The organism is Pseudomonas sp. NPDC079367 (assembly GCF_044542195.1).
Lineage (GTDB): Bacteria > Pseudomonadota > Gammaproteobacteria > Pseudomonadales > Pseudomonadaceae > Aquipseudomonas.
Genome location: NZ_JBITTW010000031.1, coordinates 1 through 12,085 on the forward strand (window position 1 = coordinate 1; position 12,085 = coordinate 12,085).

Annotated in this window: 12 protein-coding genes; 11 read left to right on the plus strand and 1 reads right to left on the minus strand. The window is 60.2% G+C overall.

Translation table 11 applies throughout. The features are described 5' to 3' along the window. From ileS to ispH, 4 genes are all read left to right on the plus strand, one after another. A partial coding sequence (gene ileS / locus ACIGDJ_RS20615; protein WP_397504602.1) for an isoleucine--tRNA ligase occupies positions 1 to 2,571 on the plus strand: 2,571 nt, incomplete at its 5' end. Continuing rightward, positions 2,564 to 3,076, plus strand: a complete 513-nt coding sequence (gene lspA / locus ACIGDJ_RS20620; RefSeq protein ID WP_101157573.1) for a signal peptidase II — start codon at positions 2,564 to 2,566, stop codon at positions 3,074 to 3,076. The genes ileS and lspA, both read left to right, overlap by 8 nt. Beyond that, the gene (gene fkpB, locus ACIGDJ_RS20625; RefSeq protein WP_101157575.1) at positions 3,069 to 3,521 is read left to right on the plus strand and encodes an FKBP-type peptidyl-prolyl cis-trans isomerase; all 453 of its coding nucleotides are present in this window, start codon (positions 3,069 to 3,071) and stop codon (positions 3,519 to 3,521) included. Before lspA ends, fkpB begins: the two co-directional genes overlap by 8 nt. A 191-nt stretch (positions 3,522 to 3,712) precedes the next feature. Next, the gene (gene ispH, locus ACIGDJ_RS20630; protein WP_313005357.1) at positions 3,713 to 4,657 is read left to right on the plus strand and encodes a 4-hydroxy-3-methylbut-2-enyl diphosphate reductase; all 945 of its coding nucleotides are present in this window, start codon (positions 3,713 to 3,715) and stop codon (positions 4,655 to 4,657) included. Here the strand turns inward: ispH and ACIGDJ_RS20635 are convergent. Further along, positions 4,614 to 5,183: a GspH/FimT family protein gene (locus ACIGDJ_RS20635; RefSeq protein WP_101157577.1), complete on the minus strand. Its 570-nt coding sequence runs from the start codon at positions 5,181 to 5,183 to the stop codon at positions 4,614 to 4,616. The genes ispH and ACIGDJ_RS20635 overlap by 44 nt on opposite strands. Positions 5,184 to 5,313: 130 nt before the next feature. Between ACIGDJ_RS20635 and ACIGDJ_RS20640 the strand changes: the two genes are divergently transcribed. The 7 genes from ACIGDJ_RS20640 to thiO are packed head-to-tail and all read left to right on the plus strand — an operon-like array spanning position 5,314 to position 12,084. Then, positions 5,314 to 5,787 carry a GspH/FimT family pseudopilin gene (locus ACIGDJ_RS20640; RefSeq protein WP_101157579.1) on the plus strand — a complete coding sequence of 158 codons (474 nt, stop codon included), beginning with the start codon at positions 5,314 to 5,316 and terminating at the stop codon, positions 5,785 to 5,787. Further along, positions 5,784 to 6,233 carry a type IV pilus modification protein PilV gene (gene pilV, locus ACIGDJ_RS20645; protein ID WP_101157581.1) on the plus strand — a complete coding sequence of 150 codons (450 nt, stop codon included), beginning with the start codon at positions 5,784 to 5,786 and terminating at the stop codon, positions 6,231 to 6,233. Before ACIGDJ_RS20640 ends, pilV begins: the two co-directional genes overlap by 4 nt. Next, entirely contained in the window at positions 6,230 to 6,943 is a 714-nt protein-coding gene (locus ACIGDJ_RS20650; RefSeq protein ID WP_313005352.1) for a prepilin-type N-terminal cleavage/methylation domain-containing protein, read from the plus strand. Before pilV ends, ACIGDJ_RS20650 begins: the two co-directional genes overlap by 4 nt. Positions 6,944 to 6,953: 10 nt before the next feature. Then, positions 6,954 to 7,433: a PilX N-terminal domain-containing pilus assembly protein gene (locus ACIGDJ_RS20655; protein ID WP_313005449.1), complete on the plus strand. Its 480-nt coding sequence runs from the start codon at positions 6,954 to 6,956 to the stop codon at positions 7,431 to 7,433. Next, positions 7,420 to 10,509, plus strand: a complete 3,090-nt coding sequence (locus ACIGDJ_RS20660; protein ID WP_313005350.1) for a PilC/PilY family type IV pilus protein — start codon at positions 7,420 to 7,422, stop codon at positions 10,507 to 10,509. Before ACIGDJ_RS20655 ends, ACIGDJ_RS20660 begins: the two co-directional genes overlap by 14 nt. A gap of 15 nt (positions 10,510 to 10,524) precedes the next feature. Continuing rightward, positions 10,525 to 10,926, plus strand: coding sequence for a type IV pilin protein (locus ACIGDJ_RS20665; protein ID WP_101157586.1), 402 nt, complete (start codon positions 10,525 to 10,527; stop codon positions 10,924 to 10,926). A gap of 57 nt (positions 10,927 to 10,983) precedes the next feature. Further along, on the plus strand, positions 10,984 to 12,084 hold the full coding sequence (gene thiO / locus ACIGDJ_RS20670) for a glycine oxidase ThiO (protein WP_397479513.1): 1,101 nt from the start codon (positions 10,984 to 10,986) through the stop codon (positions 12,082 to 12,084). The last annotated feature ends 1 nt before the right edge of the window (position 12,085 follow it).

Here is a 12,085-nt window from a genome sequence, read left to right on the forward strand (position 1 = left end):
GACGCGCCGTATGTTCCGGGCTGGGACTGCCACGGCCTGCCGATCGAACACAAGGTTGAAGAGACCCACGGCAAGAACCTGGGCGCAGACAAGACCCGCGAACTGTGCCGTGCCTACGCCACCGAGCAGATCGAAGGGCAGAAGTCCGAGTTCATTCGTCTCGGCGTGCTGGGCGACTTCGCCAATCCGTACAAGACCATGAACTTCACGAACGAGGCCGGTGAAATTCGCGCCCTCGCCGAAATCGTCAAGGGCGGTTTCGTCTTCAAGGGCCTCAAGCCGGTGAACTGGTGCTTCGATTGCGGTTCGGCGCTGGCTGAAGCGGAAGTCGAGTACGAGAACAAGAAGTCCTCGACCATCGACGTCGCGTTCCCGATCGCTGATGAAGCCAAACTGGCTGCCGCGTTCGGTCTGGCCTCGCTGAGCAAACCTGCTGCGATCGTGATCTGGACCACCACCCCGTGGACCATCCCGGCCAACCAGGCGCTGAACGTGCACCCGGAATTCAACTACGCGCTGGTGGATATCGGCGACAAGTTGCTGGTACTGGCTGAAGAACTGGTTGAAGCCTGCCTGACCCGCTATGGCATCGAAGGCTCGGTCATCGCCACGACCACTGGTAAGCAACTGGAACTGATCAACTTCCGTCACCCGTTTTACGACCGTCTGTCGCCGGTGTACCTGGCTGACTACGTCGAACTGGGCGCTGGCACCGGCGTGGTTCACTCCGCCCCGGCCTACGGCGTGGACGACTTCGTGACCTGCAAGAAATACGGCATGGTCAACGACGACATCCTCAACCCGGTACAGAGCAACGGCGTGTACGTGCCGTCGCTGGAATTCTTCGGCGGTCAGTACATCTGGAAGGCCAACCCGGCGATCGTCGACAAGCTGACCGAAGTCGGTGCGCTGATGCACACCACGGTCATCGAGCACAGCTACATGCACTGCTGGCGCCACAAGACTCCGCTGATCTACCGCGCCACCGCGCAGTGGTTCATCGGCATGGACAAAGAGCCCACCAGTGGCGACACCCTGCGCGTGCGCTCGCTCAAAGCCATCGAAGACACCACATTCGTTCCGGCCTGGGGCCAGGCGCGTCTGCACTCGATGATCGCCAACCGTCCGGACTGGTGCATCTCGCGTCAGCGCAACTGGGGCGTGCCGATCCCGTTCTTCCTCAACAAGGAAAGCGGCGAGCTGCACCCACGCACTGTCGAGCTGATGGAAGAAGTGGCCAAGCGCGTCGAAGTCGAAGGCATCGAAGCCTGGTTCAAGCTCGACGCCGCCGAACTGCTCGGTGATGAAGCGCCGCAGTACGACAAGATCAGCGACACCCTCGACGTCTGGTTCGACTCGGGTACCACGCACTGGCACGTCCTGCGCGGTTCGCACCCGATGGGTCACAAGACCGGCCCGCGTGCCGACCTGTACCTGGAAGGCTCGGACCAGCACCGTGGCTGGTTCCACTCGTCCTTGCTGACCGGTTGCGCCATCGACAATCACGCGCCGTACCGCGAACTGCTGACGCACGGTTTCACCGTCGACGAAGCCGGGCGCAAGATGTCCAAGTCGCTGGGCAACGTGATCGCGCCGCAGAAAGTCAACGACACCCTGGGCGCCGACATCATGCGTCTGTGGGTCGCTTCGACCGACTACTCCGGCGAAATGGCGGTATCCGACCAGATCCTGCAACGTAGCGCCGACGCCTATCGTCGTATCCGTAACACCGCGCGCTTCCTGCTTTCCAACCTGACCGGTTTCAACCCGGCCACCGACCTGCTGCCGGCCGAAGACATGCTGGCGCTGGATCGCTGGGCGGTGGATCGCACGCTGCTGCTGCAACGCGAGTTGCAAGAGCACTACGGCGAATACCGTTTCTGGAACGTGTACTCGAAGATCCACAACTTCTGCGTGCAGGAGCTGGGTGGTTTCTACCTCGACATCATCAAGGACCGCCAGTACACCACCGGCGCCGACAGCAAGGCCCGTCGCTCGTGCCAGACCGCTCTGTTCCACATCTCCGAGGCGCTGGTGCGCTGGATCGCGCCGATCCTTGCCTTCACTGCTGACGAACTGTGGCAATACCTGCCGGGCGAGCGTAACGAATCGGTCATGCTCAACACCTGGTACGAAGGTCTGACCGAACTGCCGGAAGGCTTCGAGCTGGGTCGCGCCTACTGGGATCGCATCATGGAAGTGAAAGTCGCGGTCAACAAAGAGATGGAAATCCAGCGCGCGGCGAAAGCCGTCGGTGGCAACCTGCAGGCCGAAGTGACGCTGTTTGCCGAAGAGGCGCTGAGCGCCGATCTGGCCAAGCTGAGCAACGAACTGCGCTTCGTGTTGATCACCTCGACCGCCAGTGTTGCGCCGTTTGTTCAGGCTCCAGCGGACGCGGTCGCCACCGAAGTCAGCGGCCTGAAACTGAAGATCGTCAAGTCGGCATTCCCGAAATGTGCGCGTTGCTGGCATTGCCGCGAAGACGTCGGCGTGAACCCGGAACATCCGGAAATCTGCGGACGTTGCGTCGACAACATCAGCGGCGCTGGCGAGGTTCGCCACTATGCCTAATGCCGTTGGCCGTTTCGGACGGCTGAGCTGGCTGTGGTTGAGCTTGCTGGTCCTGGTCATAGACCAGGCCAGCAAGTTCTACTTCGAAAGCAAACTCGAAATGTTCCAGCAGATCGTGATCATTCCCGATCTGTTCAGCTGGACACTGGCCTACAACACCGGCGCTGCCTTCAGTTTCCTCGCCGACAGCTCCGGCTGGCAGCGCTGGCTGTTTGCCCTGATCGCGATTGTCGTCAGTGCCGTGCTGGTGGTCTGGCTCAAGCGCCTGGGCCGCGATGACACCTGGCTGGCCATCGCGCTGGCCCTGGTATTGGGCGGCGCGCTGGGGAATCTGTACGACCGCGTTGCCCTGGGCCATGTGATCGACTTCATTCTGGTGCACTGGCAGAACAGCTGGTATTTCCCGGCGTTCAACGTTGCCGACAGCGCAATTACGGTTGGCGCGATCATGCTGGCTCTGGACATGTTCAAATCGAAAAAAACCGAAGGGACCGCTCATGACTGATCCGCTATCGACTGAGCAACGCATCGGCCAGAACACCGAAGTCACCTTGCACTTTGCCTTGCGCCTGGAAAACGGCGACACCGTCGACAGCACCTTCGACAAGGCGCCGGCGACCTTCAAGGTCGGTGACGGCAACCTGCTTCCGGGTTTCGAAGCCGCGCTGTTCGGTTTCAAGGCCGGCGACAAGCGCACCCTGACCGTCGAGCCGGAAAACGCTTTTGGTCAGCCGAACCCGCAGAACGTGCAGACCATCCCGCGCTCGCAGTTCACCGACATGGAGTTGTCACCGGGCTTGCTGGTGATCTTCAACGATGCGGCCAATACTGAATTGCCGGGCGTGGTAAAAGAGTTCGACGACGCGCAAGTGACCGTTGACTTCAACCACCCGCTGTCCGGCAAGACATTGACCTTTGACGTGGAAATCATTTCAGTCAAAGCGCTATAACTGACCGCACGTGGTCAAAAATGTGGGAGCGGGCTTGCTCGCGAATGCTGACAGACATTCAAAATTGAAGTTGTCTGACACACCGCTTTCGCGAGCAAGCCCGCTCCCACATTAGATTTTTGCTGTTTTTGAGCATAGTGCTCGATCAGCAGGACGTACCTATATTTCGCGCGCAAGACACGAGGCACAGCATGCAAATCAAACTCGCCAACCCCCGTGGCTTCTGCGCCGGTGTGGACCGGGCGATCGAAATCGTCAACCGCGCCCTGGAAGTCTTCGGGCCGCCGATCTATGTGCGTCATGAAGTGGTGCACAACAAGTTCGTCGTCGAAGATCTGCGCAGCCGTGGCGCGATTTTCGTCGAAGAGCTCGATCAGGTGCCCGATGACGTAATCGTCATCTTCAGCGCCCACGGTGTTTCGCAAGCCGTGCGCAACGAAGCCGCCGGTCGTGGCTTGAAAGTTTTCGATGCAACCTGCCCGCTGGTCACCAAGGTGCACATCGAAGTCGCCAAATACAGCCGTGACGGTCGCGAGTGCATCCTGATCGGCCACGCCGGTCACCCGGAAGTCGAAGGCACCATGGGCCAGTACGATGCCAGCAACGGCGGCGCGATCTACCTCGTCGAAGACGAGAAAGATGTCGCCGAGTTGCAGGTGCGCAACCCGGACAAACTCGCCTTCGTCACCCAGACAACCTTGTCGATGGATGACACCAGTCGCGTTATCGATGCGCTGCGCACTCGCTTCCCGGCGATTGGTGGCCCGCGCAAGGACGATATCTGCTACGCCACCCAAAACCGCCAGGACGCCGTCAAGCAACTGGCCGACGAGTGCGACGTGGTGCTGGTGGTCGGCAGCCCGAACAGCTCCAACTCCAACCGTCTGCGTGAACTGGCTGAGCGCATGGCGACCCCGGCCTACCTGATTGACGGTGCCGAAGACCTGCAACAGAGCTGGTTCGACGGCGTCGAGCGTATCGGCATCACCGCTGGCGCCTCGGCACCGGAAGTGCTGGTGCGTGGCGTGATCCAGCAATTGCAGGCCTGGGGCGCGACCGGTGCAGACGAACTGGCCGGTCGTGAAGAAAACATCACGTTCTCGATGCCGAAAGAGCTGCGCGTCCGTTCAATCTGAGGTTTCTGCTTCTGTCGCACAATGCCTGTTCGGTCTCCTGACTGTTCAGGCGCACGCGACCGGTCGCCGCCAACACGATCTGGCGCTGGCTGACGGGTGCGCGCGGCGAGCAGATGTGTATCGTCCCCGCCTGGAATCGCCGTCCCGGCATCAGCGGCTGCCCCAGATGACTGAACCGCACGTAGCGGCTTACCCACCAGTTGCCGACAATCGGCACCTTCGCCTCACTGGCGCGCTCAACCAGCAGCGGGTTGCTGCTGTCCTGCGGCCCCTTGCCGCTGATATCCAGAATGATGCGCCAGCCCTGACTCCAGTCACCGTCGATGCCATGGATCACCACGACTTGATTGTGGGTCATAGCCAGTGTTCGAGCGTGGCGGATACCTTCGAGCAGCGACTGCGCGGCATGATCGCGTTGAGTCGCTTGCGTGAGCGCGGCGAACGCCGGGCTGACCAGCAGCAGAACAATTGCGGCAATCGCCAGTCCCATAAGCAGTTCAATCAGGCTGAAACCGTGTTGGGGCATGAAACATCCCTCCTTGGAATGGTATGAGCGGCGCAATCCGTGCGCCGCGCAGGGCAAATCAGTCGGCGCGTGCCGAGCGAATGTTCTAGCGTGTAGAAGCAGGTATAGCCGACGGCAACGGAGGGCATCGATGGATCTTCGTACAAAAGGTTTCACGCTGGTCGAGTTGCTGGTCGCCATCGCGGTGTTCCTGGTGCTGATCACGTTGGCGGTGCCGGCCTTTACCCGTACGATCCAGAGCAGCAAGGCGGATACCGAAGTCGGCGACTTGCAGCGCGCAATAAATTTCGCCCGGCTCGAAGCCATCAACCGTGGCGTGACCACGCGTCTGCGCCCGACCGCTGGCGGCAGTGTCTGGACCGGTGAGCTGGCGGTCTATGACAGTACTGGCAATCCGGCCAATGTGTTGCGGGTTGTTCCAGCAATGAGCAGTGGCGCGACTCTGACGCTACCCTCAGGAGTGACCGCACTGGATTTCAATAATCTCGGCGGCTTGGCGGCGCCGTCGACGGCGGTGGCCATCGGTTACACGCTGGGCACGCAAAGCAGGACGCTGAACGTGTGTTTGAACGGACGCATTCAACTGGGTGGAAATTGCGGATGAGGGCAGGGAGCAAAAACGCACAGGAGGGCATGACGCTGATCGAAGTGCTCGTCGCGTTACTGATTCTGACCGTTGGGCTGTTGGGCGCGGCAGCGGTGCAACTCAATGCGCTGAAGTACACCGACAGTTCACGGATGACCAGTCAGGCGAGCTTCATTGCCTATGACATGATGGACCGCATTCGCGCCAACTCCGGCGCTAACTACACCGTTACCCCACCAACCTCGGGCAATCTCAGTGTTGCGCGGGATCAGGATCTCTACGACTTCACCAGCAATATCGCAAGCTTCGGCGGCCCGACCGCGACGGGCAGCATCACCCTCAATCAACGGGTCTATACCATCACCATTACCTGGAGCGATGCTCGCGCGGCCAACGCTGCCAGCGCCCAGCGCAGTTTCGTGCTGACCAGCCGTGCGGCGGTCGACCCGGTGGCGACGCCATGAAGCACGCCAACCGCGGTTTCGGCCTGATCGAATTGCTGATCGCGTTGGCGTTGGGGCTGATCGTCGTGCTAGGTGTGGTGCAGATCTTCATCGCCGCGAAAAACACCTACGTCAGTCAGAACAGCGCCGCAGCAATGCAGGAAGACGCGCGTTTCGTTCTCAGCAAGATGATTCAGGAAATCCGTATGGTCGGCATGTTCGGCTGTCTCGGCACCATCACCGATTCGAGCAGCGCGGGCGATTTCAACACAGCGCAGCTCATTCCGATCGACTGGGATAACGCCAATCTCAAATTGACCCTGGTCACTGCCGATGTCGGCAGCGGCGGGGGGACACCAACGTGGACGGTGATCTCCGATTGTCGCAACAGCGCGGTCGCCTACAGCGGGTTGCGCAGCCCGACCACGGGGCAAATTGCTTTCCCGATCCGGCGCCTGATCTACAGTTTCAGCAATAACCAGATCCTCATGGGCACTGGCAGCGGCAATCCGGCGCAGCAAGTGCTGGTGAACAACGTCAGCGCCTTCAACGTCACGTTCGGCCTGGCCAGCTCGGCGACCGAAGTCGCAGCCTCAACCTACAGCAGTAACCCCGCCGATCCCGCGCGCATCCGCAGTGTGCGCCTGAGCCTGACCCTCACCGACCCGAACAACCGGGTGCGCAACCAAACCTTCAACGTGGTTGCGGCATTGCGCAACCGCTTGCAATGAGGGGGGGATGATGAGGATTTGCTTGCAACAACGTCAGGCACAGCGCGGCATGGTCTTGTTGGTCAGTCTGGTGTTCCTGCTGTTGCTTACCTTGATCGGATTGTCCTCAATGCAAAGCGCCAACCTGCAGGAAAAAATGGCCGGTAGCGTCAGCCTGCGCAATCAATCATTTCAGGCGGCCGAAGCGGCGCTGCGTGTTGGTGAGAGCGCTGTGCAACTGGACAGCTACTCTCTGGCAGTGTGCAGCGGCACGACTCAATGTTTGCCGCCGGCGGAATCGTCAGTGGTCAATGCGGCCGGCTTCAATTCAGCTTCCGGGGTGACCTGGATCGCCGCCGGTAACGGTTTTTACGGAGTGCAAAACATCGGCACGACCCTGACCGCGGTGAACGTACCTACCAACACCTCGGCGACCTTGTATCGAGTCACTGCGGTCGGCATCGCCGGCAATTCGCGTAGCGTGGTGGAGAGTGTCTATGCGAAGTATTGAGCGCGGCGTGTCGCTGCTGATCGGCATGCTGCTGAGTTTCTATCTGGCGGCGCCGGCCTGGGCATTCACGCCGTCCGATTCACCGCTGCTGAGCGCGGCAGCGGTGGCGCCAAACGTGATGCTGCTGATCGACGATTCGGGGAGTATGAACAGCATCATTTACGCCGCCGAGTTCAACCCGAACGTCAACCGCACGCCCGCCCGGCAGTGCAATGCTTTCCTCGGACTGTGCTCTGCACTCAATGCGCCGCAGATTACCGGCGACACGGTGTTTCTATCGAGCCTGCCAACCTCGGGTTGCTCGGGAGGCGCCTATGCGTTCTACAACAACAGTGTGGCGCCGTTGTGCCTCAAGCTCCCCGACCCCGTAGGCAACGAAAACACCCGGTATTCCGCCAATTACATTTCCTACATTGTCGGCCTGGCTAACAGCAACGGAACCCGCGACTTCACCACCGGGGCGATCCCCAACGATTACCGGATGAACGTGGCGCGCAACGTTTCCACTGCACTGGTGAGCAGCAATCGCACCTTGCGCATGGGCCTGTCGACGTTCAATCCGGCCACCAGCAGCAACCCGGGCAACGGCGGGTTTATCGCGCGCTCGATCACCGATTTGTCACCCGTCGCGGGCAGCGTCACCCAGGCCCAGGCAGACACCAACTACAACGCGCTGATTTCATCGATCAACGGCTTGAATGCGGTGGCCAACACGCCGTTAGCCGAGAGCTATTACGAAGTCACTCGCTACATGCGCGGCCTGGCGCCTTACTACAACGGCACGCCAGCGACCTACACCAGCCCGATTCAATATCGCTGCCAGAAAAACTACGGCGTGGTGATTACCGATGGCTTGCCGACCTATGACCGTACCTTCCCGACCAACGATCCGCTGGGAGGCGGTCGGTTACCGAACTGGGATGGCGTGAATAACGATGGCGACAACCTCAGTGGTGACGGTGAAGGCGACACGCTTTATCTGGATGACATTGCCAAATTCGCCTTCGACATCGACATGCGCTCGACCGGTACCGACGCCGCCGGCAAGAGCTGGAACGCCGTGGATTTTCCCAGGCAGTACATGAACACCTACACCGTGGGTTTCGCTGCGGATAACGACATGCTGTCCGACGCCGCCAGTTATGGGCAGGGCAGGTATTACCAGGCGACCGACAGTTCCGGGCTCAATGCGGCGTTGTCGTCGGCATTGAGCGATATCACTTCCAAAGCCGGCTCTGGTGGTGCCGGCGCTGCCAGCAGCAGCACGTTGACCAGTGGCAGCAGTTTTTACCAGACAACCTACGATCCCAAGGATTGGCGCGGCACGATCAGGTCGTTCGGCTTTACCTCGACCGGCACGGTAAATACCTCGACGGCGCAATGGTCGACCGACACCACGATCGTGCCCTCTGCCACGGCGCCGACTTTCCAGTCCTGGAACACGTTGAGCAATACGCCAATTGCTCTGGCATTCGGCAGCTTTTCCCCAGCCCAGCAGAACACGCTGAATCAGGGCTTGCCCACCGGCATCAGCGGCACTGAACTGGTGGAGTGGAGCAAAGGCACCAACAAGGCCGGGCTCAAAGTTCGCAGTGCGCTGCTCGGCGACATCATCAATTCGCCGCTGGTGCTCGCGTCGCCTTCGGACAAGACTGCATCTGATCTGACGGGTGACAGCAGTTACACCAACTACCTGACTACCAAGGCTGCGAACATGAATACCAGCCTGGTGGTGAACGCCAACGACGGTTTCGTCAATGTGATCAATTCGGCGAACGGCACGCGCCGTTACGCTTATATGCCCTCCAGTGTGCTGCCTTCGTTGCGTCTGATCGCGGACACCAACTACGTCAACGGCGTCAGCCACAAGTTTCTGGTGGACGGTCAGGTCGGCGTGTTCGATGCGCAGGCAGGCACCACCTGGAAAACCCTGGCCATTGGCGGAACGGGGGCTGGCGGTAAAACGTTTTATGGACTGCAACTGTTCGATGCCTCGGCAGGCAACGTGATCAAGGCACAGTGGGAAGTCAGTGCGCCGGCCACCGCCAACACGTCGAACGCGTTCAATGATCTGGGTTACGCCTACGCGCGTCCGGAAGTGGCACGCTTGGCCAACGGTCGCTGGGCGACATTCATTGCCAATGGCTACGGCAGCCATTCGGGGGTTGCAGCGTTGTATGTGCTGGATGCGCTGGATGGTTCACTGATCAGAAAAATCGTCGTCGACAGCACGGAGACCAGCAACGGTCTGTCCTCTGTGGAACTCAGGGTCAACTCTTCGAACGTGGTACAGGCGGCCTACGGTGGAGACCTGAAAGGACGCATGTGGAAATTCGACTTGAGCGCGACGGCGCCGGATAGCTGGGGCGTGGCGTTCGCCGGCAAGCCATTGTTCACCGCGCCGGGCGGGGCAACGCAGCCGATCACCGCGCAACCGCTGCTGGCGGATAACCCACAGGGCGGCAAACAGGTGTTTTTTGGCACCGGCAAGTTCAACGAGACTGCCGACAAGACCAACAAGGATCTGCAGGCGTTCTATTCAATCTGGGATGCAGAGGGTGGTGCCGGGCAAATCACCGCCAGCAGTTTGCAGGCCCAGGCGATCACCGGTTCGTTCTCCGGCAGCTCCGGGCAGTTCCTGACCACCAGCCAGAATGAAACGACGTATCCGGGAGAAAAAGGCTGGTACCTGCCGCTGGTGTATAACAACGTGCTGACCGGTGAACGCGTGATCAATCAGGCCAGTCTTGTGTTGGGGCGAGTGGTTTTCACCACTGCCAGCGTCGATACCACCGACCCTTGTTCGAGCTTTGGTACGGGCAGACTGGTCGAACTCGATGCGTTCAACGGTAAGATGCTCAACTACGCCGTGATCGACACAACCGGCGACCGTTTGGTCGACAGCAATGACACGATATCCAGTGGTGTGATTTTTACCAGCGGCAATCCGACCCTGAACTTCATTTCCGCTAACGGCGAGCGCAAGGGCACGATTGACACCAGCGGCGCGATCACGGTCATTGTGGAAAAGGGCGGCGGCGGAAGCCGTCGTATCATGTGGCGACAAATCCAGTAAGCGAGAATTTGAGGCATGCGCAGATCCAGCCGAGGTTTTACCCTGATCGAGATCATGATCGTCATCGCGATTATCGGGATCATCCTCACCATCAGCATCCCCAGCTACAACGAATACGTGAAGAAGGGCCGTCGCGCCGAAGTGGTCTCGCTGCTCTCGGAGCAGGCGCAGACCCTTGAGCGTTTCTACACCCGTAACAATGCCTACACCGGCGTTACTGGACTGAGCACGGGCAATGATTTCTACACCATCACCCCAACGCTGACGGACCAGACCTTTGTGCTCACCGCGACGCGTAAAACCGGCTCGGCGATGGCGACCGACAAGTGCGGGGATTTCACCCTGACCAATACCGGCGTGCGAAGCATGAACAACGCGATCGCCGGAGTGACCGCCAAGGATTGCTGGGGCCGCTGACGCATTCTTTTTCGGGCGCCTTTTGCGCCCACTGTCTTTTTTACGGTTGGATCAAACATGACCAGGCAACAGCAAGTGGTGATTGTCGGTGGCGGAGTGATTGGCCTGCTCACTGCCTACAATCTCGCCTCCGAAGTGCGCAGCGTGGTGCTGCTGGACCGCTCGAATGTCGGCCAGGAATCGTCCTGGGCTGGCGGCGGCATCGTCTCGCCGTTATACCCGTGGCGCTACAGTCCGGCAGTCACCGCGCTGGCGCATTGGTCGCAGGATTTTTATCCACAGCTCGGCGAGCGCTTGTTTGCCGACACGGGGGTTGATCCTGAGGTGCACACCACTGGCCTGTATTGGCTGGATCTGGACGATGAAGCCGCAGCCCTGGCCTGGGCCGAGCGGGAAAATCGGCCGCTGCGGGCTGTGGATATCTCGGCGGCACATGACGCGGTGCCGGTGCTCGGCAGCGGTTTCAGTCGTGCGATCTACATGGCCGATGTCGCCAATGTGCGCAATCCACGGCTGGTCAAATCGCTGAAAGCCGCTTTGCTGGCGCTGCCCAATGTCACGATTCATGAGCAATGCGAAGTTGCAGGCTTCGTCCGCGAGGGCGAGCGCGTGGTCGGCGTGCAGACTCCGACGGGCATGATCAACGGCGACCAGATTGTGCTGACGGCGGGAGCGTGGAGCGGTGATCTGCTCAAGACGCTGAACCTGTCGCTGCCGGTCGAGCCGGTCAAAGGCCAGATGATTCTTTACAAGTGCGCGGCTGATTTCCTGCCGAGCATGGTGCTGGCCAAGGGGCGTTATGCGATCCCGCGTCGCGACGGTCACATTTTGATCGGCAGCACGCTGGAGCACGAAGGTTACGACAAGACCCCGACCGACATAGCGCTGCAAAGCCTCAAGGCCTCGGCGATCGAATTGTTGCCGGCGCTGGCGGATGCCGAAGTGGTCGGGCACTGGGCCGGGCTGCGGCCGGGGTCGCCGGAAGGCGTTCCCTTTATTGGTCGGGTGCCGGGTTTCGAGGGGTTGTGGCTGAACTGCGGGCATTATCGCAATGGGCTGGTGTTGGCGCCGGCGTCGTGTCAGTTGTTTGCCGATGTGATGTTGGGTCGTTCGCCAATTATTGATCCGAAGCCGTATGCACCTGAGGGTCGCATCTAAA

What these genes read in the sequence shown, in the direction of transcription:
- fkpB (WP_101157575.1), top strand. Translation starts at nt 3,069, where the DNA reads ATGACTGATCCGCTATCGACTGAGCAACGCATCGGCCAGAACACCGAA.
- ispH (WP_313005357.1), top strand. Translation starts at nt 3,713, where the DNA reads ATGCAAATCAAACTCGCCAACCCCCGTGGCTTCTGCGCCGGTGTGGAC.
- pilV (WP_101157581.1), top strand. Translation starts at nt 5,784, where the DNA reads ATGAGGGCAGGGAGCAAAAACGCACAGGAGGGCATGACGCTGATCGAA.
- ACIGDJ_RS20660 (WP_313005350.1), top strand. Translation starts at nt 7,420, where the DNA reads ATGCGAAGTATTGAGCGCGGCGTGTCGCTGCTGATCGGCATGCTGCTG.
- ACIGDJ_RS20635 (WP_101157577.1), bottom strand. Translation starts at nt 5,183, where the DNA reads ATGCCCCAACACGGTTTCAGCCTGATTGAACTGCTTATGGGACTGGCG.
- ACIGDJ_RS20655 (WP_313005449.1), top strand. Translation starts at nt 6,954, where the DNA reads ATGAGGATTTGCTTGCAACAACGTCAGGCACAGCGCGGCATGGTCTTG.
- ACIGDJ_RS20650 (WP_313005352.1), top strand. Translation starts at nt 6,230, where the DNA reads ATGAAGCACGCCAACCGCGGTTTCGGCCTGATCGAATTGCTGATCGCG.
- ACIGDJ_RS20665 (WP_101157586.1), top strand. Translation starts at nt 10,525, where the DNA reads ATGCGCAGATCCAGCCGAGGTTTTACCCTGATCGAGATCATGATCGTC.
- ACIGDJ_RS20640 (WP_101157579.1), top strand. Translation starts at nt 5,314, where the DNA reads ATGGATCTTCGTACAAAAGGTTTCACGCTGGTCGAGTTGCTGGTCGCC.
- thiO (WP_397479513.1), top strand. Translation starts at nt 10,984, where the DNA reads ATGACCAGGCAACAGCAAGTGGTGATTGTCGGTGGCGGAGTGATTGGC.
- lspA (WP_101157573.1), top strand. Translation starts at nt 2,564, where the DNA reads ATGCCTAATGCCGTTGGCCGTTTCGGACGGCTGAGCTGGCTGTGGTTG.